Here is a 24,337-nt window from a genome sequence, read left to right as displayed (position 1 = left end):
GTCCCCATCTCTCCCTCATCCTGTTTTTAACCTTAAAATGGCATTATTGAGGTAGACCTACATGAAAGGACAAGAAACTCGTGGTTTTCAGTCAGAAGTGAAACAGCTTCTGCACCTGATGATCCATTCTCTCTATTCCAATAAAGAAATCTTCCTGCGTGAGCTTATCTCTAACGCCTCCGATGCGGCGGACAAGCTGCGTTTCCGCGCGCTCTCTAACCCGGACCTGTACGAAGGTGATGGCGAACTGCGCGTTCGTGTCTCTTTCGATAAAGACAAGCGCACGCTGACCATCTCCGATAACGGCGTGGGGATGACCCGCGACGAAGTGATTGACCATCTGGGGACTATCGCTAAATCCGGCACCAAATCATTCCTCGAATCCCTGGGTTCTGACCAGGCGAAAGACAGCCAGCTGATCGGTCAGTTTGGTGTTGGTTTCTACTCTGCGTTTATCGTGGCCGACAAAGTGACCGTGCGTACTCGCGCGGCAGGCGAAAAACCAGAAAATGGCGTCTTCTGGGAATCGGCTGGCGAAGGTGAATACACCGTTGCCGATATCACCAAAGAAGATCGTGGTACTGAAATCACCCTGCATCTGCGTGAAGGCGAAGACGAGTTCCTCGATGACTGGCGCGTGCGTTCCATCATCAGCAAATACTCCGACCATATCGCGCTGCCGGTAGAGATCGAAAAACGCGAAGAGAAAGACGGCGAAACCGTTATCTCCTGGGAGAAAATCAACAAAGCGCAGGCGCTGTGGACTCGTAACAAGTCGGAAATCACCGATGAAGAGTACAAAGAGTTCTACAAACACATCGCCCACGACTTTAACGATCCGCTGACCTGGAGCCACAACCGCGTTGAAGGTAAGCAGGAGTACACCAGCCTGCTGTACATTCCGTCCCAGGCTCCGTGGGATATGTGGAACCGCGATCATAAACACGGACTGAAACTGTACGTCCAGCGTGTGTTCATCATGGACGACGCAGAACAGTTCATGCCGAACTATCTGCGCTTCGTGCGTGGTCTGATTGACTCCAGCGATCTGCCGCTGAACGTTTCCCGTGAAATCCTCCAGGACAGCACGGTAACGCGTAACCTGCGCAATGCGCTGACCAAGCGTGTGCTGCAAATGCTGGAAAAACTGGCGAAAGACGACGCGGAAAAATACCAGACCTTCTGGCAACAGTTTGGCCTGGTACTGAAAGAAGGTCCGGCGGAAGATTTCGCTAACCAGGAAGCGATCGCCAAATTGCTGCGTTTTGCTTCTACCCATACCGATTCTTCTGCGCAGACCGTATCTCTGGAAGACTACGTTTCCCGCATGAAAGAAGGGCAGGAGAAAATCTACTACATCACCGCAGACAGCTATGCGGCAGCGAAGAGCAGCCCGCACCTGGAACTGCTGCGTAAGAAAGGCATCGAAGTTCTGCTGCTTTCCGACCGCATCGATGAGTGGATGATGAACTATCTGACTGAGTTCGACGGTAAACCGTTCCAGTCTGTGTCTAAAGTTGACGAGTCGCTGGAAAAACTGGCTGACGAAGTTGATGAGAGCGCGAAAGAAGCGGAGAAAGCACTGACTCCGTTCATCGACCGTGTGAAAGCCCTGCTCGGCGAGCGCGTGAAAGATGTCCGTCTGACTCACCGTCTGACCGATACGCCAGCGATTGTCTCTACCGACGCGGACGAAATGAGCACCCAGATGGCGAAACTGTTTGCCGCAGCGGGCCAGAAAGTGCCGGAAGTGAAATACATCTTCGAACTGAACCCGGATCACGTACTGGTGAAACGTGCGGCAGATACTGAAGATGAAGCCAAGTTCAGCGAGTGGGTAGAACTGCTGCTGGATCAGGCGCTGCTGGCAGAACGCGGCACGCTGGAAGATCCGAACCTGTTTATTCGTCGTATGAACCAGCTGCTGGTTTCCTGATGTCATGCCGGATGACCTTTGTGTCATCCGGCATTTTTCTTTTCATCATCTGCACTTTCCGCAAATTATCTCGCCATTAACCGTTTCAGCCCCAGGTGCCTTTCTTGAGGCAATCGCTTGTTGGTGGTATCGTTTATCGCTTTTTCAAAAAATTCGACACATTTTAAGGGGATTTTCGCAATGCGTATCATTCTGCTTGGCGCTCCGGGCGCGGGGAAAGGGACTCAGGCTCAGTTCATCATGGAGAAATATGGTATTCCGCAAATCTCCACTGGCGATATGCTGCGTGCTGCGGTCAAATCTGGCTCCGAGCTGGGTAAACAAGCAAAAGACATTATGGATGCTGGCAAACTGGTCACCGACGAACTGGTGATCGCGCTGGTTAAAGAGCGCATTGCTCAGGAAGACTGCCGTAATGGTTTCCTGTTGGACGGCTTCCCGCGTACCATTCCGCAGGCAGACGCGATGAAAGAAGCGGGCATCAATGTTGATTACGTTCTGGAATTCGACGTACCGGACGAACTGATTGTTGATCGTATTGTAGGCCGCCGCGTTCATGCGCCGTCTGGTCGTGTTTATCACGTTAAATTCAATCCGCCTAAAGTAGAAGGCAAAGACGACGTTACCGGTGAAGAACTGACTACCCGTAAAGACGATCAGGAAGAAACCGTGCGTAAACGTCTGGTTGAATACCATCAGATGACTGCACCGCTGATCGGCTACTACTCCAAAGAAGCGGAAGCAGGTAACACCAAATACGCGAAAGTTGACGGCACCAAGCCGGTTGCTGAAGTTCGCGCTGATCTGGAAAAAATCCTCGGCTAATCAAGCCGCAGCAGATCTGCTTTCGGGCAGGTCTGCTCATCCTCCTCAGGCAATACCTCTCACAGCAATTAGTTCTTCTTCTTCACTTTTCCGCTACAATTATCAACAAGTTGAATCGATAAGAGGCGGTAATGCGTCAGACTAAAACCGGTATCCTGCTGGCAAACCTGGGTACGCCCGATGCCCCCACACCTGAAGCGGTAAAACGCTATCTGAAACAATTTTTAAGCGACAGACGCGTGGTTGATACCTCACGGTTGTTATGGTGGCCGTTGCTGCGCGGCGTGATTTTGCCGCTGCGCTCGCCGCGTGTGGCGAAGCTGTATGCCTCTGTCTGGATGGAAGGTGGCTCGCCGCTGATGGTTTACAGCCGCCAGCAACAGCAGGCGCTGGCACAACGTTTACCGGAGACGCCCGTAGCGCTGGGAATGAGCTACGGCTCGCCATCACTGGAAAGCGCCGTAGATGAACTTCTGGCAGAGCATGTAGATCATATTGTGGTGCTGCCGCTTTATCCGCAATACTCCTGTTCAACTGTCGGTGCGGTATGGGATGAACTGGCGCGAATTCTGGCGCGCAAACGTAGCATTCCGGGGATATCGTTTATTCGTGATTACGCCGATAACCACGATTATATTAATGCACTGGCGAACAGCGTACGCGCTTCTTTTGCCAAACATGGCGAACCGGATCTGCTGTTGCTCTCTTATCATGGCATTCCCCAGCGTTATGCAGATGAAGGCGATGATTATCCGCAACATTGCCGCACAACGACTCGCGAACTGGCTTCCGCACTGGAGATGGCACCGGAAAAAGTGATGATGACCTTTCAGTCGCGCTTTGGGCGGGAACCCTGGCTGATGCCTTATACCGACGAAACGCTGAAAATGCTCGGAGAAAAAGGCGTAGGTCATATTCAGGTGATGTGCCCGGGCTTTGCTGCGGATTGTCTGGAGACGCTGGAAGAGATTGCCGAGCAAAACCGTGAGGTCTTCCTCGGTGCGGGCGGGAAAAAATATGAATATATTCCGGCGCTTAATGCCACGCCAGAACATATCGAAATGATGGCTAATCTTGTTGCCGCGTATCGCTAAAGCTGAGCGGTAAAGAACTGAGCGCCGTCGCGAAGAGCCTCGTCGGCGGTTTTCATCATCCGTGAATAATGCAAAAAGGCGTGCAGCGTGCCTGGGTAGAGTTTGAACTCGCAGGGCTGCTGATGCGCCGCTAACGTCTGGTAAAGCAGACGGCTGTCATCCAGCAGCGGATCGAACTCCGCCCCGGCAATAAAACAGGGCGGGACTTCGCGAGTGAGATCATTATTAAACAGGCAGTAATACGGCGACTCGCGGTCCGCGTCGTTGCTTAAATACGCCTCTTCATACATCTGTAAATCCTGTTGCGTTAAGCCATCCCAGACACCGCCCAACAGACGACGAGTCACGGAATCCCGTAATCCGTAAAGCCCATACCACAGCAAAACGCCCGCAACTTTACCGCAATCGATCTGTTTATCACGCAACCACAACGCACTGGCGAGCGCCAGCATGGCACCTGCGGAATCACCGGCAAAGCCAATGCGGGACATATTGATTTGATAATCCTCCGCCTGCTGGTGGAAATAACAACAGGCAGCCACAATTTCCTCTATCGCTTGCGGAAAACGCGCTTCAGGTGAAAGGGTGTAATCAATGCCAATCACCGTACATTGGCTGTAGCTTGCCAGCAGGCGCATGATGCGATCGTGGGTATCGAGATTGCCGAGAATAAAACCGCCGCCATGCAAATAAAATAGCGTCGCCGGACTATCTGGCTGCGGACAAAAGAGACGTGTTTCCACCTGCCCATATTTTGTTGGAACCATGTAAGCTCTGGTTGCCATTTCTGGAGCGCCCGCATTCCAGAATCGGCGCTCAAGCGTGTAATACTGTCGTTGCTCAGCAATCGTTCCCGTTGCGGGCCAGGGCGGTAAATCCGGCTGAAGAGTATTCACAACGGTCTTCATTTCAGCAGAAATAAGGTCCAGAACGGGTAATTTGTTTTCCGGCTTCATGCAAAAACTCCTTTCAAATTACGTCATTGTAAGGAACCACTGCCATGAAAATGCGATCCCGCCTGCTGATATTGAAACTGGCTGCATCTCGCGCGCTCCCGTCAGATTGTGTTAACATTCGCCGCTCAGTTAACCACCCGTAAAAACAACCATGAAATTTCCCGGTAAACGTAAATCCAAACATTACTTCCCCGTAAATGCACGCGATCCGCTGCTTCAGCAATTCCAGCCAGAAAACGAAACCAGCGCTGCCTGGGTAGTGGGTATCGATCAAACGCTGGTCGATATTGAAGCGAAAGTGGATGATGAATTCATTGAGCGTTATGGATTAAGCGCCGGGCATTCACTGGTGATTGAGGATGACGTAGCCGAAGCGCTTTATCAGGAACTAAAACAGAAAAACCTGATTACCCATCAGTTTGCGGGTGGCACCATTGGCAACACCATGCACAACTACTCGGTGCTCGCGGACGACCGTTCGGTGCTGCTGGGTGTGATGTGCAGCAATATTGAAATTGGCAGCTATGCCTATCGTTACCTGTGTAATACCTCCAGCCGTACCGATCTTAACTATCTACAAGGCGTGGATGGCCCGATTGGTCGTTGCTTTACGCTGATTGGCGAGTCCGGGGAACGTACCTTTGCTATCAGCCCCGGCCACATGAACCAGCTGCGGGCTGAAAGTATTCCGGAAGATGTGATTGCCGGAGCCTCGGCTCTGGTTCTCACCTCTTATCTGGTGCGTTGCAAGCCGGGTGAACCCATGCCGGAAGCAACTATGAAAGCCATTGAGTACGCGAAGAAATATAACGTACCGGTGGTGCTGACGCTGGGCACCAAGTTTGTCATTGCCGAGAATCCGCAGTGGTGGCAGCAATTCCTCAAAGACCACGTCTCTATCCTTGCGATGAACGAAGATGAAGCCGAAGCGTTGACCGGAGAAAGCGATCCGTTGTTGGCATCTGACAAGGCGCTGGACTGGGTTGATCTGGTGCTGTGCACCGCCGGGCCAATCGGCTTGTATATGGCGGGCTTTACCGAAGACGAAGCGAAACGTAAAACCCAGCATCCGCTGCTGCCGGGTGCTATAGCGGAATTTAACCAGTATGAGTTTAGCCGCGCCATGCGCCACAAGGATTGCCAGAATCCGCTGCGTGTCTATTCGCACATTGCGCCGTACATGGGCGGGCCGGAAAAAATCATGAATACCAACGGAGCAGGAGATGGCGCACTGGCAGCGTTGCTGCATGACATTACCGCCAACAGCTACCACCGTAGCAACGTACCAAACTCCAGCAAACATAAATTCACCTGGTTAACTTATTCATCGTTAGCGCAGGTGTGTAAATATGCTAACCGTGTGAGCTATCAGGTACTGAACCAGCATTCACCTCGTTTAACGCGCGGCTTGCCGGAGCGTGAAGACAGCCTGGAAGAGTCTTACTGGGATCGTTAAGTTATCGTCGGTTCGTAGGCCAGATAAGGCGTTCACGCCGCATCTGGCATTTTGCTCTCAATGCCTGATGCGACGCTGGCGCGTCTTATCAGGCCTACATATCCGCGCCTATTATCCGGCAACCACCGTTTACCCCGTCACCACTTTACCCGCCGGTGGTGTTTCCAGCAGTTCCAGCATAGTACGAGCAATTTCACGCTCACCCATCACTACCTGATTCGCACCACGTTCCGTGATATACGCCACTTCATCGTCATAATGGGCGCGGGCGATAATCTCAATATCCGGATTTTTCGCGCGGGCAGATGCCACAATCTCGCCCGCTTCATAACCGTTGGGAATCGTCAGGATCAGCCATTTTGCACATTCCAGATGCGCCAGTTGCATAATTTCTTCGTTCGCCGCATTGCCCAATACTGCGCGGACCCCGCGCTCTCGCAGTTCATCAACACGGGTTCGTGACGTCTCAATCACCACCAGCGGAATATCAGAGGCGAGCAATTTCTCCCCCAGCAGGCTGCCTACACGACCGTAACCTACCAGTAGCGCATGGTTGCAAATATCCACTGGGATCTGCTTCTCTTCTTCGATAGCCTCTTCCAGCGTCTGCTCTTCCAGCGTTTCGGTCTTCGCCAGATATTTCTCCAGCAGCGCAAACAGGACCGGGTTGAGCATAATCGACAAAATCGCCCCTGCCAGTACCAGGTTCTGCCCGGCTTGCGGCAACAGATCCAGCGCCATGCCCAGTCCCGCCAGGATAAACGCGAACTCACCAATTTGCGCCAGGCTGGCGGCGATAGTTAATGCCGTACGTTGGGAGTGACCAAACAGTCGCACCAGGAAAAACGCGGCTAACGACTTACCAAACAGAATAATCGCCAGCGTCGCCAGCACTGCCAGCGGTTGCTGAATCAGAATTAACGGATCAAACAACATCCCGACGGAGACAAAAAACAGCACCGCAAACGCGTCGCGCAATGGCAGCGTATCGTGGGCGGCACGGTGACTCAGTTCAGACTCGTTCAGTACCATCCCGGCAAAGAACGCACCGAGTGCAAAGGAGACATCAAACAGCTCCACCGCACCAAAGGCAATCCCTAACGCCAGCGCCAGCACCGACAGGGTAAACAGCTCACGGGAACCGGTTGCTGCGCTACGTGCCATAATCCACGGCACCAGACGGCGACCTACCAGCATCATAATGGCGATAAATGCGATCACCTTGCCGATGGTGATCCCCATATCGACAGCAAGAGTGGCAAAGCCCACATCGCCTTGTTCCATCATTCCTGCCACTGCGGGCAGCAACACCAGCGTCAGAACCATTACCAGGTCTTCCACAATCAACCAACCGATGGCGATTTGCCCACGCTGACTGTCTATTAATTGCCGTTCTTCAAGTGCGCGCAGTAACACCACGGTACTGGCGGTGGAAAGGCATAAGCCGAACACGATACCGGTCATTAACGACCAGCCCAGCACGGCGGAGAGCGCCATACCCAGCAGCGTCGCCACGGCTATCTGGGCGATCGCACCGGGAATGGCGATGGCCTTTACCGCCATCAAATCCTTCAGCGAAAAGTGCAGACCCACGCCAAACATCAACAGAATGACGCCCAGTTCAGCCAGTTCCGGCGCAAGCTTGGTATCGGCAACAAAGCCCGGAGTGAATGGTCCTGCCAGCACACCCGCTAACAGATATCCCACCAGAGGAGAAATACGTAGTTTATTGGCCAGCATGCCGAGGATAAAGGCGAGCACAAGGCCGCCAACAATGGTGGTGATAAGCGGGGTGGCGTGATGCATTCCGTCTCCTTTTCCTGGTGGTTATTGTCCATTTTTGGCCGGGAAAACCAAAATTACAGGTAATAGTTTATGACAATTTCATTGATGATGTTTATGAATAATTGTTGAATTTTGCAGAAAAATGGAATTAGCTGCAAAAAAAGCACGGATCGGAAAACTGAAGGCGGTTTAACAGAGGAAAGGCTTATGGCGACTGTAAAACGATGCAGCCAAAGTTTGCCTTTGGCTGCAATGAAATCAGTCTTTATGCCGGTTATCAGGCAGGAATATGGTCAACATCCCCAATAGTGGCAGGAAAGCACAGATTTTATAGACTAACTCGATGCTGGTGTGATCGGCGATAAGCCCCAGAACTGCCGCTCCCAGACCTCCCATGCCAAAAGCAAAACCGAAAAAGAGTCCAGAAACCATACCGATACGTCCCGGAAGCAGCTCCTGAGCGTAGACCAGAATGGCAGAGAATGCCGAAGCGAGGATAAATCCAATAATCACCGTTAAAACCCCCGTCCAGTGCAGGCTGGCGTAGGGTAAAATCAGCGTAAACGGCGCAACGCCGAGGATAGAGCCCCAAATCACATATTTCCGCCCAATTTTATCCCCTACAGGCCCGCCGATCACCGTACCTGCCGCAACGGCAAACAGGAAGGCAAACAGATGAAGCTGAGCATTCTGGATAGATAATCCGAATTTTTGCATCAGATAAAAGGTGTAATAGCTGCTGATGCTCGCCATATAGAAATATTTCGAGAAAATGAGGATTAACAGAATGCTGACCGCCAGTACCACTTTGTTACGCGGCAGTGGATTGATAATCGTCGCTTTGGGTTTTCCTTTATTCATTCGGTGCTGTGCCGAGTACCAACGGCTGATTTGCGCCAACACCACGATCGCCAGCAGTGCCGCAAGCACAAACCAGGCAACGTTGCCTTTACCATAAGGCGCGATAATCACCGCCGCCAGCAAGGGGCCCAGGGAACTGCCAAAGTTGCCGCCGACCTGAAAGATAGATTGCGCCAGGCCATGCCGCCCGCCGGAAGCCATACGGGCCACGCGAGAAGATTCCGGATGAAAGACCGATGAACCGGTACCGACCAGCGCCGCCGCCAGCAGAACTGCGCCAAAACTGCCCGCCAGCGCAAGCAGCACCAGACCACTTAAGGTAAAGCACATGCCAATTGGCAACGACCACGGCATCGGATATTTATCGGTCCAGTAACCGACCACCGGTTGCAGTAGCGAAGAGGCGAGCTGGAAGGTGAGGGTTATCATGCCAATCTGCATAAATGTCAGAGAAAACTCTGACTGAAGCAGCGGATAAATCGCCAGAATCAGCGATTGGATCATGTCGTTCAGCAGATGTGAGAGGCTGATAGCACCTAAAATACCAAACGATGTTCGGGCCTTGGTCGTTGACGCAGCCGCGCCCGCCACAGGCTGGGTTTGTTCACTCATTGCCATAGGAAAGTCACTTTTTCAGGGTTGCGATGTAAAGAATGATCTTATTTGTGATTATTACCCGACTAACATACCTGTATGCGTCGCCTGAAGGAAGTCTCAACGCTGAATACAGAATTTCTAATCTGGATGCAGATTTATCTTCACCGGACGCAGACTTGTCTATGATGTCGCGTCATACTATTTTTCAACACGTTGAAATCAGGTCAGGGAGAGAAGTATGAAATTATTGCAGCGGGGCGTGGCGTTAGCACTGTTAACCACATTTACACTGGCGAGTGAAGCTGCTCTGGCGTATGAGCAGGATAAAACCTACAAAATTACAGTTCTGCATACCAATGATCATCATGGGCATTTTTGGCGCAATGAATATGGCGAATATGGTCTGGCGGCGCAAAAAACGCTGGTAGATGGTATCCGCAAAGAGGTTGCGGCTGAAGGCGGTAGCGTGCTGCTACTTTCCGGTGGTGACATTAACACTGGCGTGCCCGAGTCTGACTTACAGGATGCCGAACCTGATTTTCGCGGCATGAATCTGGTGGGCTACGATGCGATGGCAATCGGTAATCATGAATTTGATAACCCGCTCACCGTATTACGCCAGCAGGAAAAGTGGGCAAAGTTCCCGTTACTTTCTGCCAATATCTACCAGAAAAGTACCGGCGAGCGCCTGTTTAAACCATGGGCGCTGTTTAAGCGTCAGGATCTGAAAATTGCCGTTATTGGCCTGACGACGGATGATACAGCGAAGTTAGGCAACCCAGAAAACTTCACCGATATTGAGTTCCGTAAGCCCGCCGATGAAGCGAAGCTGGTGATTCAGGAGCTGCAACAGACAGAAAAGCCAGACATTATTATCGCGGCGACCCATATGGGGCATTACGACAATGGTGAGCACGGCTCTAACGCACCGGGCGATGTGGAGATGGCGCGCGCGCTGCCTGCCGGATCGCTGGCGATGATCGTTGGTGGTCACTCGCAAGATCCGGTCTGCATGGCGGCAGAAAACAAAAAACAGGTCGATTACGTGCCAGGTACGCCATGCAAACCGGATCAACAAAACGGCATCTGGATTGTGCAGGCGCATGAGTGGGGCAAATACGTGGGACGGGCTGATTTTGAGTTTCGTAATGGCGAAATGAAAATGGTTAACTACCAGCTGATTCCGGTGAACCTGAAGAAGAAAGTGACCTGGGAAGACGGGAAAAGCGAGCGCGTGCTTTACACTCCTGAAATCGCTGAAAACCAGCAAATGATCTCGCTGTTATCGCCGTTCCAGAACAAAGGCAAAGCGCAGCTGGAAGTGAAAATAGGCGAAACCAATGGTCGTCTGGAAGGCGATCGTGACAAAGTGCGTTTTGTACAGACCAATATGGGGCGGTTAATTCTGGCAGCCCAAATGGATCGCACTGGTGCTGACTTTGCGGTGATGAGTGGAGGCGGAATTCGTGATTCTATCGAAGCAGGCGATATCAGCTATAAAAACGTGCTGAAAGTGCAGCCATTCGGCAATGTGGTGGTGTATGCCGACATGACCGGGAAAGAGGTGATTGATTACCTGACCGCCGTCGCGCAGATGAAGCCAGATTCAGGTGCCTACCCGCAATTTGCTAACGTTAGCTTTGTGGCGAAAGGCGGCAAACTGGACGACCTTAAAATCAAAGGCGAACCGGTCGATCCGGCGAAAACTTATCGTATGGCGACATTAAACTTCAATGCCACCGGCGGTGATGGCTATCCGCGCCTTGATAACAAACCGGGCTATGTGAATACCGGCTTTATTGATGCCGAAGTGCTTAAAGCGTATATCCAGAAAAGCTCGCCGCTGGATGTGAGTGTTTATGAACCGAAAGGTGAGGTGAGCTGGCAGTAATCCGAAAGTGCCGGATATTTGCATCCGGCACAATGCTTAATCGCGGCGGGCGATATCAGCAAATTTGGCATCGAGGATCTTTGCCAGATCGCCTGCCGCCAGTTCGATATCCAGCCCGCGCTTGCCGCCGGAAACATAAATAGTGGCAAATTCTTGTGCGGGGGCGTCGATAATCGTTGGCAGACGTTTTTTCTGCCCCAGTGGGCTAATCCCCCCAACCAGATATCCCGTCGAACGCTGCGCAACCATCGGATCGGCCATCTCAACTTTCTTGGCACCCAGCGCTTTTGCTACTTTTTTAAGATCCAGTTGACCTGCGACCGGCGTAACGGCCACGGCAAGGTGTTTCATATCACCGTTCACTGCGACCAGCAGTGTTTTGTAGACCTGATCCGGATTCAAACCTAATTTTTTGACGACTTCATCGCCAAAATTGGTTTCAGCCGGATCGTGCTCGTAGGTATGGATTTGAAACGAAATCTTGTTTTTTTCGAGTAATTTAACTGCGGGTGTCATGGTAATTTTCCTGCCTTAAACAAAAAAACGAAGCAAGCATACGCCTGATGGCGGTCCAAAAAAAAGAGTCATCTTGCCTAAGAGTATTGGCAGGATGGTGAGATTGAGCGACAATCGAGTTACACCGTCGCTTAAAGTGACGGCATAATAATAAAAAAATGAAATTCCTCTTTGACGGGCCAATAGCGATATTGGCCATTTTTTTAGCGCAACATTTGCGGCAAATTCCCTTCTCCATACAGGTGTAGTGCACCGACCGCGACCACATATCGCCCCGGCGGCATGGCGCGTAATTTATCCCGCCAGGCGAGATTTCGCTGATGCATCAGCACATCGTACAGCGACTGACTGAACGTATTGGGCAGCGTTATTTCATTATTTTGCGGCGGTGCATTCAGCCACCAGCTCATCATTTGTTGCAGCAACCGTGCATTGGTGTGCCAGTGGGTCAGCGTATCGTCCAGCAGTGCCAGTCCTTTGTCAGGGAGCTGGAGCAACATGGCAATCTGGTTTTCTGCCCCTTCCAGTTCAATCACGGGTTTATGTTGTTGCTTCGCCGCCTGCAATAGCTGGTAATCGATACCATATTCTGCCCGGAGCCCCAGTTTTTGTGCCTGCGTCGCCTGAAGAACCATCGCGATTTGCCACAGCGGTTGGGTAGAAAAGAGTGAGGTAGAAATGCCCATCTCCTGGCTAATGTGCTGCAGGTTTTGGAGTTGCTCCTCGCTAATGCGCTCTTCCAGCGCCTCGCAGGCAGGCAAATTAGCAAAAGGCGTATCGCTGGTGGAAACATCCGCCTCGACGATCAGCGCATCGGCGTTTTTGAGCTTTTTGAGCAAACGGGTGGGCAGGGGAGCCATATCGTGGCTACCCATATGAATACTGCCGATCAGATGAAAATGGCGATTGCCGGGAAGAGAGATATCGATAGCAGGCCAGGTGTAATGATTACCGCGCAGCGCGGCCCAAAGCGTTTTTACCCGGTACAACAGATCCATACGACCTCCCTTTGTGAAATATCATGCTAGCGCGCGGTGAGGGATGGCGCAAATGGAGTTGGGACGGATTAAATATTTGGCACGCCGGGGAAAACGTGCAAAAAGGTCGCGTAATGCCAAAACATCGCCGCATCCGGCATCCGGCATCCGAGCACCATTGCCTGATGCGACGCTTACGCGTCTTATCAGGCCTACAACCCTGTGCCTGAATCGTAGGCCGGATAAGGCGTTTATGCCGCATCCGGCAGGCATGCGTCGATGCCAGATGCGCCACCCTAAAGCAGCGCATCCGCAATGACATACTTATTCCTTCGGTTTAAACCGCAGCAACCGGTTGGCGTTACTCACTACGGTAATCGACGAGAGCGCCATTGCCGCTCCGGCAACCACCGGGTTAAGCAGCGTACCGGTGAACGGCCACAAAATACCGGCGGCGACCGGAATACCAATGCTGTTGTAGATAAACGCACCGAGCAGGTTCTGCTTCATATTGCGCAGCGTTGCGCGGGAAATCGCGAGCGCATCCGCAACACCCATCAGGCTATGGCGCATCAGGGTAATCGCCGCGGTTTCAATGGCAACATCACTGCCGCCACCCATCGCAATACCGACATCCGCCTGAGCCAGCGCTGGCGCGTCGTTAATGCCGTCGCCCACCATTGCCACCTGACGTCCTTCACTTTGCAGGCGTTTAATCGCTTCGGCTTTACCGTCCGGCAGCACCCCGGCGATCACCTCATCAATCCCGGCTTCTTTGGCGATCGCATTGGCGGTGGTTGGGTTATCCCCGGTCAACATCACCAGACGATATCCCGCTTTATGCAGGCGTTGCAGCGCCGCCACGCTATCACTACGCAATGGATCGCGTACAGCCAGCAGGGCTACCGCTTTCCCGTCAACCGCCAGCAGCACAGGCGTTGCCCCTTGCGATGCCTGAGCAGTAATCTCCGCTTCGATAGCTTTGGTATCAACCTGTTGCTCATTTAACAGCGCCTGATTGCCCAGCAATAACGCATGACCTTCAGCTTCACCGCTCACGCCCAGCCCGCGCAATGTGCGGAAACCGTTGACCTGCGGCAGCTGCATATCGCCTGCTTTATCGAGGATCGCTCGTGCCAGCGGATGGCTGGAACCTTGCTCCAGTGCCGCCGCCAGACGCAATGCCTGCGCTTCATCAACATCAGCAAACGTTTTCACTGCGACAACCTGCGGTTTACCTTCGGTCAGCGTCCCGGTTTTATCGAACACTACGGTATCGAGCGTACTGGCGCGTTGCAGCGCGTCGGCGTCCCGTACCAGCACGCCAAACTCAGCCGCCCGCCCGACGCCCGAAATAATCGACATCGGCGTCGCCAGTCCCAGCGCACACGGACAGGCAATAATCAGCACCGTGGTGGCAATCACCAGGGTATAGACAATCTGCGGTGCCGGACCAAAGAAATACCAGATTGCCGCACTGACAAGCGCAATAACCACTACTACCGGCACAAATACGGCTGAGATTTTATCCGCCAGTTGGCCGATTTCAGGCTTGCTGCTCTGGGCCTGGCGCACCATGCGAATGATCCGTGACAGCGTAGTATGGCTGCCGACCGCACTGGCACGAAACAGCACACTGCCGTCCTGTACCACTGTCCCGGCATGGACGCTATCGCCTTCGCCTTTTTGCTGCGGGATAGGTTCGCCCGTCAGCATCGCTTCATCCAGCCACGCTTCGCCTTGAGTAATCTCACCATCTACCGGCACACGGTCGCCGGTCGTCAGGCGCAGTAACATACCTGGCTGAACATCTGCCAGCGGCACGTTTTTTTCACCTTCGTCGGTGACCAGGCGCGCCGTCGGTGGGGTTAAATCGAGTAATTTCTCCAGCGCCTTAGAAGAACGCTGACGTGCGCGCGCTTCCAGCATATGGCCGAGATTGATCAGACCGATAATCATCGCACTGGCTTCATAGTAAAGATGTCGCGCTTCCATCGGGAACCACTGCGGCCACAGGTTGACGCTCATCGAATAGAGCCACGCCACGCCAGTACCCAGCGCCACCAGCGTATCCATCGTCGCTGCACCGTTCAGCAGGCTTTTCCATGCGCTGCGGTAAAAATGCCCGCCGGCGAAAAACATTACCGCCAGGGTTATCAGGCCGATAACCAACCACAGGCTGCGGTTGTCGGCGGTGACCATCATGTTATCGCCGATCATCCCCCAGACCATCACCGGGATACCCACCGCCAGTGCGACAATCGCCTGCCAGCGGAAGCGCTTCATCGTAGCGACGGCGGTTTCTTGCTGGCGCTCACGGCGTTTCGCGTCATCTTCAATCGCTTCCGCACCGTAGCCCGCTTTTTCCACCGCCTGCACTAAATCTTGTGGGGAGGCACTGCCCATCACCAGCGCAGTACGCTCCGCCAGGTTTACCCGTGCCTGAGTGACGCCCGGTACGCTTTGCAGCGCATTTTGTACGCGGGTGACACAGCTGGCGCAGCTCATGCCGCTCAGCAGCAACTGCTGGCTGTCATCGTCATCGGCGGTCGCTGCCGGAAGCGCCTCAGAAACCGCTGTCAGTGCTTCCGACGGGATTGATGACTCCGCCAGCGGTTTAGCCTTTGGGTGGCTTACAGATGCGTCATAACCCGCTTGTTTGATGGTTTCGATCAGCTGTTCTGCACTGGCAGTCCCGGTAACGTGCGCTTCAGTGACAGACACATCCGCCTGCTCAACATCCGGGCGCTGTTCGAGACTTTCTTTCACGCGTTTAACGCAGTGACCGCAGGACAGGCCGTCCAGGGTCAGGTCGATAGTTTGTGACATAAAACACTCCTTTTAAGACAGTTTTGACTGGCTGTGATAAAGGTTAAACCTTCCAGCAAGGGGAAGGTCAAGAAATTAATAAACCAGGCGGGTAAAAGTCCGTAAAGATTAAAAAATCGGCTCGATTTGCATCAGGATTAGACATTTATCTCTTTGTTTTCCTGTAGTTAAGTTGCGGGTGCTAAGTTAAATCAGGATGCCTGAAAATCGGCACCGGGGTGAGGAATTACCTCCCGCATCTATAAAAAGGAGTTAACAAAAGATGTTAGATGCAAACAAATTACAGCAGGCAGTGGATCAGGCTTACACCCAATTTCACTCACTTAACGGCGGACAAAATGCCGATTACATTCCCTTTCTGGCGAATGTACCTGGTCAACTGGCGGCAGTGGCTATCGTGACCAGCGATGGCAACGTCTATAGTGCGGGTGACTGTGATTACCGCTTTGCGCTGGAATCCATCTCGAAAGTCTGTACGTTAGCCCTTGCGTTAGAAGATGTCGGCCCGCAGGCGGTACAGGACAAAATTGGCGCTGACCCGACCGGATTGCCCTTTAATTCAGTTATCGCCTTAGAGTTGCATGGCGGCAAACCGCTGTCGCCACTGGTAAATGCTGGCGCTATTGCCACCACCAGCCTGATTAACGCTGAAAATGCCGAACAACGCTGGCAGCGAATTTTACATATCCAACAACAACTGGCTGGTGAGCAGGTAGCGCTCTCTGATGAAGTCAACCAGTCGGAACAAACAACCAACTTCCATAACCGGGCCATTGCCTGGCTGCTGTACTCCGCCGGATATCTCTATTGTGATGCAATGGAAGCCTGTGACGTGTACACCCGTCAGTGCTCCACGCTCATCAATACTGTTGAACTGGCAACGCTTGGCGCGACGCTGGCGGCGGGGGGAGTGAATCCGCTGACGCATAAACGCGTTCTTCAGGCCGACAACGTGCCGTACATTCTGGCCGAAATGATGATGGAAGGGCTGTATGGTCGCTCCGGTGACTGGGCGTATCGCGTTGGTTTACCGGGCAAAAGCGGTGTAGGTGGCGGTATTCTGGCGGTCGTCCCTGGCGTGATGGGAATTGCCGCGTTCTCACCACCGCTGGACGAAGAAGGCAACAGTGTTCGCGGTCAAAAAATGGTGGCATCGGTCGCTAAGCAACTCGGCTATAACGTGTTTAAGGGCTGATCATGATGAACACGGAAGGTAATAACGGTAACAAACCCCTCGGTCTATGGAACGTCGTTTCCATCGGCATTGGGGCAATGGTGGGGGCGGGGATCTTCGCGCTGCTGGGGCAGGCTGCGTTGCTAATGGAAGCCTCGACCTGGGTCGCCTTTGCTTTTGGCGGTATTGTGGCGATGTTTTCCGGTTATGCCTATGCGCGCCTGGGGGCGAGCTATCCCAGCAATGGCGGTATTATCGACTTCTTTCGTCGCGGATTAGGCAACGGCGTCTTTTCGCTGGCACTCTCGTTATTGTACCTGTTGACGCTGGCGGTGAGCATCGCCATGGTCGCCCGTGCTTTTGGCGCTTATGCCGTGCAGTTTTTGCATGAAGGCAGTCAGGAGGAGCACCTTATATTGCTCTACGCGTTGGGGATCATTGCGGTGATGACGCTTTTCAACTCCTTAAGCAACCATGCGGTAGGGCGGCTGGAAGTGATCCTCGTCGGCATTAAAATGATGATCCTGTTATTGCTGATCATTGCAGGTGTCTGGTCGCTGCAACCGGCACATATTTCCGTCTCTGCGCCCCCCAGCTCCGGTGCGTTCTTCTCCTGTATTGGGATAACCTTCCTTGCCTATGCGGGCTTTGGCATGATGGCGAACGCGGCGGATAAAGTGAAAGATCCGCAGATCATTATGCCACGGGCGTTTCTGGTGGCGATTGGCGTTACCACGTTGCTTTATATCTCGCTGGCGCTGGTTTTGCTTAGCGATGTATCGGCATTAGAGTTAGAAAAATATGCCGATACCGCCGTAGCGCAGGCTGCTTCTCCGCTGCTCGGGCATGTGGGTTATGTGATCGTCGTCATCGGCGCTTTACTGGCGACGGCTTCAGCCATCAACGCGAACCTGTTCGCCGTGTTTAACATCATGGACAACATGGGCAGCGAACGCGAACTGCCGAAGCTAATGAATAAATCCCTGTGGCGGCAGAGTACCTGGGGCAACATCATTGTCGTGGTGCTGATTATGCTGATGACGGCGGCGCTGAATTTAGGCTCACTCGCCAGCGTTGCCAGCGCCACCTTTTTGATCTGCTATCTGGCGGTGTTTGTGGTGGCGATCCGCCTGCGTCATGATATTCACGCCTCGTTGCCGATTCTTATCGTTGGTACGTCGGTGATGTTGTTGGTGATCGTTGGCTTTATCTACAGCCTGTGGTCCCAGGGCAGCCGTGCGTTGATATGGATTATTGGCGCAATCTTACTCAGCCTTATTGTGGCAATGGTCATGAAGCGCAATAAAACCGTATAACACCTCTCTGTGCGCAGTACTTCCTGTATTATTGTGGTGGCGGTCGATATTCGCACTGGCAAAAAAACGTGCTTGAATATTTGTTGAAACCCTTTAACAAAGCACAGGAGGCGTTGCGCGAACGATGAACATTAGCGATGTAGCAAAAATTACCGGCCTGACCAGCAAAGCAATCCGCTTCTATGAAGAGAAGGGGCTGGTGACGCCGCCGATGCGCAGCGAAAATGGTTATCGAACCTACACGCAGCAGCATCTCAACGAACTGACCTTACTGCGGCAGGCACGCCAGGTGGGCTTTAACCTGGAAGAGAGCGGCGAGCTGGTGAATCTGTTTAACGATCCGCAGCGTCACAGTGCCGACGTCAAACGTCGTACGTTGGAGAAGGTAGCGGAGATCGAACGGCATATCGAAGAACTGCAATCCATGCGCAACCAGCTACTGGCGCTGGCGAATGCCTGCCCCGGTGATGACAGCGCCGACTGCCCGATTATCGAAAATCTCTCCGGCTGCTGTCATCATCGGGCGGGGTGAAAATCAGTTAATCCCCGTTTGCACCGAAAGAATATGCTGCAAACTTTCTACCATAATGCGCCCCGACTGAAATAAGCCTTCCTGGATTTCGTTGTTAACATTCACAGCGTGAACCAGGGAGGCTAATAACACCACTTGCAAGAAGGCAAAAATAAACGCACCGATAATCATAATATGCGTCAGGGGGATTTTCCTTTGCTCCTTCATTTTAAATAACCCACAAACTGACCTTCCTTCATTAAGGCGACTTTTCCCGTGTGGTGATAAACAATGACGTTATAAAGACCTGACTGATAAACAGTGGCATCTTTATTGTCTTCATCAATTGCACATAATGAATCATTGAGATAAGCAAAGTTCTTACTGCTCATTCTAAAGGTCATGCCAAATCCTTTATAAATGGCTTTCTTTGCCGCCTGGGCATGTTGTGCGGCTTCTGCATTTTTAAATGCCTGCGCCTCGGATGCACTTAAAATAGCCGTCTGACGCTGCTGTTCTGCGAGATAACAGGTGTCATGGCTGACGCCCTGCGCCTGGCAATCTGCGATGCGGGAAGTGGGTGAACTACAGCCAGCCAGTAATATAACCGCCAGCAGGGAAAACGATTTAATGGAGCTATTCATCATTGTTAACCTTAAATAATGTGCGGAAAATTGCGAATAAGAAATTGCTGTTAAAATTAGAACGAATATCCCACGCCGACACCCGCACCGAAATCAGATTGTGTATCCGCAGAAATACCTGCTTTAAGTACCGTATGCGTTCCGGCATTAAAAGATGTTCCTACAGACACCGCAGATTCACCGTTGAACGTTCCCGCTCCCGCTGACACCATCATCACGTCACCGGTTTTCACCTGTGGTTGTGAGGCGATAGCAATGGCAGATGCAGTTCCCGCATTGGCTTCTTTACGATTGTCCTCAACTTCGTTTTTCAGAGAATCGAAATGGTTATTGAGCGTGTTAATTTGTTGGCTGTTATCTGCGACCCGTTTTTGCGTGTTGGTTAACTGTTGCTGCGTTTGTGCGGAATCTTGTCTCAGACTTTCAATTTGCTCATGTGCCTGGACAGACTTCTGCGCCAGACTTTGCATTTGTTTATCGTATTGAGCCCTTTCTTTTTGCTGTTGTGCTGCCACATCGGTTGTCAGTGCATTCATTTTCTGCCCTTGTTCCGTGGTAGTGCGCTGATTAGCCTCATTTTGAGCCGCCAGTCTGGCATTAATCATCTCCTGATAATGCGCGGTATTTTGCGTATCTCCAGTCGCGGCGAGCGTTTTTTGTGTGGCTACGATCTGCGCCTGTTGCTCTGTAATTTGCGTTTGCTGGGCATCAGTTACCGCAGACTGTCGGGCGTTGATCATGCTCTGATAACGGGCGGTTGTCTGTACATCACCTGTAGCGGCAACGGTTTTTTGTCCTGCGTCAGGATCTGTCTGGACAGTGGGAGTCTGAGTGGTATCAGGTGTTTCAGAAGGGATGTAGTGATGTTCAGTCAAATAGGTATACGCAGCGGGGCTGTTGTCTGTGCGTTCTAAAAAGCGGGTAATCTTCTGCTCAATCTCCGATTGCGACATGCCAGAGTTAATGGCTGAAAGCTCTGTTGCCGCCGCTTCAATGGTATCACCAGCTAAAACAACAGGGCTGGATATTGCTGAAATTATGAGTGCCAGTAAAGCTACGTTTACAGTTTTCATTCATTTTCTCTTGTTCAAAATAAGTCGCATTAATGTTTCTATAAGAAACAAATAATATTGTTTTAAGAAATAAACTGCGTTGCAATTTGATCGAAATCTACGCCGCCATTTGTGTGATGTAAAGCGCATTTTTGTCTTGTGTAAGCGTAAACACCACCAATAAGGAACAAAAATAGTTTCTTATATAAATAAAAAAGGAAATTATTTCGTGCTCTTTCAATGTAAAAAAGAGTAAAGACTTGTTTTGATAAGCGAAATAAATTCTGTTTCTGGACTAAACGTGAAGCGGTTCCTGATGTGTGCTAAAATGCGTTTCTTTGATAAATCTCAATTTTTAAGAGGTTTACGCCAGGCAGGAAATTTAAATGAATGAATTTGAGAAGATTTTTAATGAAATGAATCTGGACCGGGCATTGCTACCGATCCTTTTTCGTTCGAACCGGTCGACAGTGTGGAAGTATTTAAGCGGCGATAGTACGGCTCCTGCCTCTGCCATGTCGCTGATCATGCTGTTGCAGTTGATCCAGAAACGAAACCCCGATCTGTTAGCCGAATGGTTAACGCTTTCTGATTTCACCATTCCGCCAGAAGTTTACCTGGACCAACCTGATTACTGGAAAGGGTGGGTGTATACCCAACACAAGGTCAATAAAAACGTCCTGGAATATCTAAAAAAACACTATCCGGATGAAGACCAAAAAAGTATGGGTAAAGGCCGGGAAGAGTAATTTTGCCTCTACTCGGCTATATGCCGGATGCGGCGCAAGCGCCTTATCTGGCCTACGATTCGGGCATATTTTGTAGGCATGATAAGACGCGTCAGCGTCGCATCAGGCGATGACCGCACGGATGATCAGCGTTATCCCTTCTATCGCAATGACTTCAACATGCGTACCTGCACCGAGATCCTCGCTGGCGCTGACAGGCCATGAACTGTCGCCGACGCGCATATGACCGCGCCCGTTGACCAGCGGAGATTCCAGCACAAAACGTCGGCCAATCAGCTGCTGCCCGCGCTGGTTTAAATGACTGTCGCTGTGCTTTTGTTCGCGCACCCGCCGCGACAACCATTTCCACCACAGCCAGGCGGCGAGCAGCGTCAGGATGGCAAACATCACCCCTTGCCACTCCCAACCCAGCGGCACCAGCCAGACCACCAGGCCGGTAATCACCGCTGCCACGCCGCTCCACAACAAATAACCATTTCCGCCCAGCATCTCGGCTGCCAGCAGCAACCCGCCGAGACTGAGCCAGAAAATATGTGGATGAACGACCATTAACTCCATCATGGCTGAGTCCGTTTGTTGGCGCTGTCTTTCACCAGCTCGGCAATCCCGGCAATCGACCCCATCAGGCTGCTGGCCTCTAATGGCATCATCACTACTTTGCTGTTACTGGAGGAACCGATCTGCTGTAACGCTTCGGTGTATTTCTGTGCGACGAAGTAGTTCACCGCCTGAATATCGCCGGAGGCAATGGCTTCAGACACCATTTTGGTGGCGCGGGCTTCCGCTTCGGCAGAACGTTCACGCGCTTCGGCCTGTAAGAATGCCGACTGACGTTCACCTTCCGCTTTCAGGATTTGCGACTGTTTTTCACCTTCGGCTTTGAGGATTTCCGCCTGACGGATCCCTTCCGCTTCAAGGATGTAAGCGCGTTTGGTACGTTCCGCTTTCATCTGCGCGTTCATTGAAGAGATAAGCTCTGCCGGTGGGCGCACGTCGCGAATTTCAATACGGGTGACTTTAATCCCCCACGGGTTGGTGGCCTCATCGACAATACGCAGCAGGCGTGAGTTGATGCTGTCGCGCTGAGAGAGCATTTCATCAAGTTCCATTGAACCCAGCACGGTACGGATGTTAGTCATGGTCAGGTTGATGATCGCCAGCTCCAGATTGCTGACTTCATAAGCGGCGCGCGGGGCATCAATCACCTGAATAAAGCACACGGCGTCGATGGTAACGTTGGCGTTATCTTTCGAGATAACTTCCTGGGAAGGGATGTCGAGCACTTGCTCCATCATATTGATCTTGCGACCAATGCGATCCATAAAGGGCACCACTAGGCTTAGACCTGGCTGTAACGTTTTGGTATAGCGACCAAAACGCTCTACCGTCCATTGATAGCCCTGCGGCACGATTTTGACGCCCGCGCCGACAATGACCAGCGCGACAAAAATGAGAATAGGGATAAAGATAAGCATCGGAAAAACCTCCTGTTGTACCGTCCATAATCAGCAAAATTGCTGCTTGATTAAACAAATTATACCTGATTACTGAAAGAGAGTTCCCCCTTATTCCTGCGAAGGATAAACTGTTTTTAGTAAAAATCAGAAAAAGGGAACAGTGATGCAGGAAAATAGTCCTTTGCTTCAGCTACAAAACGTAGGATATCTGGCGAGTGATGCGAAGATTCTTAATAACATCAATTTTTCGCTGCGTGCTGGCGAATTTAAGTTAATTACCGGTCCTTCTGGTTGTGGCAAAAGTACGCTGCTAAAAATAGTTGCTTCATTGATCAGCCCAACCAGCGGAACGTTACTGTTTGAAGGTGAGGATGTCAGCACACTAAAGCCAGAAATCTACCGCCAGCAAGTGTCTTACTGCGCCCAGACGCCGACGCTGTTTGGCGATACGGTATACGATAATCTGATCTTTCCCTGGCAGATCCGTAACCAGCAGCCTGAACCAGCCATTTTTCTCGATTTTCTCGAACGCTTCGCTTTGCCGGACACCATTTTGACGAAAAATATCGCCGAGCTATCTGGTGGTGAAAAACAACGCATCTCATTGATTCGTAATCTTCAATTTATGCCGAAGGTTTTATTGCTGGATGAAATCACCAGTGCGCTGGATGAAAGTAATAAACATAACGTTAATGAGATGATCCATCGTTATGTGCACGAGCAAAATATTGCCGTGCTGTGGGTGACACACGATAAAGACGAAATTAATCATGCGGATAAGGTGATTACACTGCAACCGCATGCCGGAGAAATGCAGGAAGCACGCTATGAACTCGCATAATATTACTAACGAATCATTGGCACTGGCATTAATGCTGGTGGTGGTGGCAATCTTAATTAGCCATAAAGAAAAACTGGCGCTGGAGAAAGATATTCTCTGGAGCGTCGGGCGCGCGATAATTCAGCTGATTATTGTCGGCTATGTGCTGAAGTATATTTTCAGCGTGGATGATGCCAGCCTGACATTATTGATGGTGTTATTTATCTGCTTTAATGCGGCGTGGAATGCGCAAAAACGCAGTAAATATATTGCTAAAGCTTTTATCTCATCGTTTATTGCCATTACGGTCGGGGCGGGAATTACCCTGGCGGTGCTGATTCTCTCAGGGTCGATTGAATTTATCCCGATGCAGGTGATCCCTATCGCCGGGATGATAGCCGGTAACGCCATGGTAGCGGTGGGGTTGTGTTACAACAATTTAGGGCAACGCGTGATTAGCGAACAGCAACAGATTCAGGAGAAACTGAGTCTTGGCGCGACGCCGAAACAGGCTTCAGCGATATTGATTCGCGACAGTATTCGCGCGGCTTTAATTCCGACGGTCGATTCAGCAAAAACGGTTGGCTTAGTGAGTTTACCAGGAATGATGTCCGGGCTGATATTTGCCGGGATTGATCCGGTGAAGGCGATTAAATATCAGATTATGGTGACCTTTATGCTGCTCTCAACTGCCAGCCTGTCGACCATTATTGCCTGCTATTTAACCTATCGTAAATTTTATAATTCGCGCCACCAGTTGGTGGTGACGCAATTGAAGAAGAAATAATGCGATGCCTGATGCGTCTTATCAGACCTACATGGCACCTGCAATGTATTGAATTAGCACGGTTTGGTAGGCCGGATAAGGCGTTCACGCCGCATCCGGCGGCT

General features: G+C 51.6%; 22 protein-coding genes and 1 pseudogene. 12 read left to right on the top strand and 11 right to left on the bottom strand.

The window, feature by feature from the left end; all coding sequences use genetic code 11:
* Positions 1-61: 61 nt before the first annotated feature.
* The 3 genes from htpG to hemH all read left to right on the top strand — a co-directional run bounded on the left by htpG (position 62) and on the right by hemH (position 3,855).
* A complete protein-coding gene (gene htpG, locus ACJHWR_RS18310; protein WP_000678201.1) occupies positions 62-1,936 on the top strand; it encodes a molecular chaperone HtpG in 1,875 nt (624 codons plus the stop codon).
* 180 nt (positions 1,937-2,116) lie between these two features.
* On the top strand, positions 2,117-2,761 hold the full coding sequence (gene adk / locus ACJHWR_RS18305; protein ID WP_001220233.1) for an adenylate kinase: 645 nt from the start codon (positions 2,117-2,119) through the stop codon (positions 2,759-2,761).
* 131 nt (positions 2,762-2,892) lie between these two features.
* Positions 2,893-3,855: a ferrochelatase gene (gene hemH / locus ACJHWR_RS18300; RefSeq protein ID WP_001250112.1), complete on the top strand. Its 963-nt coding sequence runs from the start codon at positions 2,893-2,895 to the stop codon at positions 3,853-3,855.
* Here hemH and aes read toward each other — a convergent pair.
* The gene (aes, locus tag ACJHWR_RS18295; RefSeq protein WP_000801813.1) at positions 3,852-4,811 is read right to left on the bottom strand and encodes an acetyl esterase; all 960 of its coding nucleotides are present in this window, start codon (positions 4,809-4,811) and stop codon (positions 3,852-3,854) included. The two genes, hemH and aes, sit on opposite strands and share 4 nt — an antisense overlap.
* Positions 4,812-4,962: 151 nt before the next feature.
* Between aes and gsk the strand changes: the two genes are divergently transcribed.
* The gene (gsk, locus tag ACJHWR_RS18290) at positions 4,963-6,267 is read left to right on the top strand and encodes an inosine/guanosine kinase (RefSeq protein ID WP_000671574.1); all 1,305 of its coding nucleotides are present in this window, start codon (positions 4,963-4,965) and stop codon (positions 6,265-6,267) included.
* Between the two features lie 129 nt (positions 6,268-6,396).
* Here gsk and ybaL read toward each other — a convergent pair whose 3' ends face one another.
* Together ybaL and fsr are read right to left on the bottom strand one after the other, a co-directional pair.
* The gene (ybaL, locus tag ACJHWR_RS18285) at positions 6,397-8,073 is read right to left on the bottom strand and encodes a YbaL family putative K(+) efflux transporter (protein ID WP_000546225.1); all 1,677 of its coding nucleotides are present in this window, start codon (positions 8,071-8,073) and stop codon (positions 6,397-6,399) included.
* A 237-nt stretch (positions 8,074-8,310) separates the two neighbouring features.
* Positions 8,311-9,531 (bottom strand): fosmidomycin MFS transporter, encoded by a 1,221-nt coding sequence (gene fsr / locus ACJHWR_RS18280; protein WP_001251634.1) that lies wholly within the window; start codon positions 9,529-9,531, stop codon positions 8,311-8,313.
* Positions 9,532-9,748: 217 nt separating this feature from the next.
* Here fsr and ushA point away from each other — a divergent pair, with 217 nt between their 5' ends.
* Entirely contained in the window at positions 9,749-11,401 is a 1,653-nt protein-coding gene (ushA, locus tag ACJHWR_RS18275; RefSeq protein ID WP_000771727.1) for a bifunctional UDP-sugar hydrolase/5'-nucleotidase, read from the top strand.
* Between the two features lie 36 nt (positions 11,402-11,437).
* Here ushA and ybaK read toward each other — a convergent pair whose 3' ends face one another.
* The 3 genes from ybaK to copA all read right to left on the bottom strand — a co-directional run bounded on the left by ybaK (position 11,438) and on the right by copA (position 15,723).
* The gene (gene ybaK / locus ACJHWR_RS18270) at positions 11,438-11,917 is read right to left on the bottom strand and encodes a Cys-tRNA(Pro)/Cys-tRNA(Cys) deacylase YbaK (protein WP_000186631.1); all 480 of its coding nucleotides are present in this window, start codon (positions 11,915-11,917) and stop codon (positions 11,438-11,440) included.
* A gap of 203 nt (positions 11,918-12,120) precedes the next feature.
* A complete protein-coding gene (locus tag ACJHWR_RS18265) occupies positions 12,121-12,915 on the bottom strand; it encodes a TraB/GumN family protein (protein ID WP_000365157.1) in 795 nt (264 codons plus the stop codon).
* 303 nt (positions 12,916-13,218) lie between these two features.
* Positions 13,219-15,723 (bottom strand): copper-exporting P-type ATPase CopA, encoded by a 2,505-nt coding sequence (gene copA / locus ACJHWR_RS18260; RefSeq protein ID WP_000083989.1) that lies wholly within the window; start codon positions 15,721-15,723, stop codon positions 13,219-13,221.
* 262 nt (positions 15,724-15,985) lie between these two features.
* On the opposite strand from copA, the gene glsA reads away from it, so the two are divergent.
* From glsA to cueR, 4 genes and pseudogenes are all read left to right on the top strand, one after another.
* The gene (gene glsA / locus ACJHWR_RS18255; RefSeq protein WP_000883035.1) at positions 15,986-16,918 is read left to right on the top strand and encodes a glutaminase A; all 933 of its coding nucleotides are present in this window, start codon (positions 15,986-15,988) and stop codon (positions 16,916-16,918) included.
* Between the two features lie 2 nt (positions 16,919-16,920).
* The gene (locus ACJHWR_RS18250; RefSeq protein ID WP_000982164.1) at positions 16,921-18,213 is read left to right on the top strand and encodes an APC family permease; all 1,293 of its coding nucleotides are present in this window, start codon (positions 16,921-16,923) and stop codon (positions 18,211-18,213) included.
* A 30-nt stretch (positions 18,214-18,243) separates the two neighbouring features.
* A pseudogene (locus ACJHWR_RS18245) lies at positions 18,244-18,341 on the top strand (hypothetical protein); the annotation flags it as partial.
* Positions 18,338-18,745, top strand: coding sequence for a Cu(I)-responsive transcriptional regulator (gene cueR / locus ACJHWR_RS18240; protein WP_001026752.1), 408 nt, complete (start codon positions 18,338-18,340; stop codon positions 18,743-18,745). The pseudogene ACJHWR_RS18245 and the gene cueR, both read left to right, overlap by 4 nt.
* Positions 18,746-18,748: 3 nt before the next feature.
* Here the strand turns inward: cueR and ACJHWR_RS18235 are convergent, their stop codons facing one another.
* Genes ACJHWR_RS18235 through ACJHWR_RS18225 form a run of 3 tightly spaced genes read right to left on the bottom strand, consistent with a single transcriptional unit; the run spans position 18,749 to position 20,441 of the window.
* Complete coding sequence (locus ACJHWR_RS18235; RefSeq protein WP_000664216.1) at positions 18,749-18,952, bottom strand: hypothetical protein; 204 nt, start codon at positions 18,950-18,952, stop codon at positions 18,749-18,751.
* Positions 18,949-19,371, bottom strand: a complete 423-nt coding sequence (locus ACJHWR_RS18230; protein ID WP_001339231.1) for a hypothetical protein — start codon at positions 19,369-19,371, stop codon at positions 18,949-18,951. The genes ACJHWR_RS18235 and ACJHWR_RS18230 overlap by 4 nt, the downstream gene beginning before the upstream one ends.
* Positions 19,372-19,424: 53 nt before the next feature.
* Positions 19,425-20,441 (bottom strand): YadA family autotransporter adhesin, encoded by a 1,017-nt coding sequence (locus ACJHWR_RS18225; RefSeq protein ID WP_000859803.1) that lies wholly within the window; start codon positions 20,439-20,441, stop codon positions 19,425-19,427.
* 365 nt (positions 20,442-20,806) lie between these two features.
* Here ACJHWR_RS18225 and ACJHWR_RS18220 point away from each other — a divergent pair, with 365 nt between their 5' ends.
* On the top strand, positions 20,807-21,169 hold the full coding sequence (locus tag ACJHWR_RS18220) for a hypothetical protein (RefSeq protein ID WP_001001644.1): 363 nt from the start codon (positions 20,807-20,809) through the stop codon (positions 21,167-21,169).
* Between the two features lie 102 nt (positions 21,170-21,271).
* On the opposite strand, the gene ACJHWR_RS18215 is transcribed toward ACJHWR_RS18220, so the two are convergent.
* Together ACJHWR_RS18215 and ACJHWR_RS18210 are read right to left on the bottom strand one after the other, a co-directional pair.
* Complete coding sequence (locus ACJHWR_RS18215; RefSeq protein WP_000970324.1) at positions 21,272-21,730, bottom strand: NfeD family protein; 459 nt, start codon at positions 21,728-21,730, stop codon at positions 21,272-21,274.
* On the bottom strand, positions 21,727-22,644 hold the full coding sequence (locus ACJHWR_RS18210) for an SPFH domain-containing protein (protein WP_000904502.1): 918 nt from the start codon (positions 22,642-22,644) through the stop codon (positions 21,727-21,729). The genes ACJHWR_RS18215 and ACJHWR_RS18210 overlap by 4 nt, the downstream gene beginning before the upstream one ends.
* Positions 22,645-22,789: 145 nt before the next feature.
* On the opposite strand from ACJHWR_RS18210, the gene fetA reads away from it, so the two are divergent.
* Together fetA and fetB are read left to right on the top strand one after the other, a co-directional pair.
* Positions 22,790-23,467: an iron efflux ABC transporter ATP-binding subunit FetA gene (gene fetA, locus ACJHWR_RS18205; RefSeq protein ID WP_012311584.1), complete on the top strand. Its 678-nt coding sequence runs from the start codon at positions 22,790-22,792 to the stop codon at positions 23,465-23,467.
* Entirely contained in the window at positions 23,454-24,233 is a 780-nt protein-coding gene (fetB, locus tag ACJHWR_RS18200) for an iron efflux ABC transporter permease subunit FetB (protein WP_001295323.1), read from the top strand. The genes fetA and fetB overlap by 14 nt, the downstream gene beginning before the upstream one ends.
* Positions 24,234-24,337: the final 104 nt, after the last annotated feature.

Source organism: Escherichia sp. WS568, from assembly GCF_046486085.1.
GTDB lineage: Bacteria > Pseudomonadota > Gammaproteobacteria > Enterobacterales > Enterobacteriaceae > Escherichia > Escherichia coli.
The sequence above is the reverse complement of the archived record's forward strand: the minus strand, read 5'-3'. Positions and strand labels throughout refer to the sequence as shown.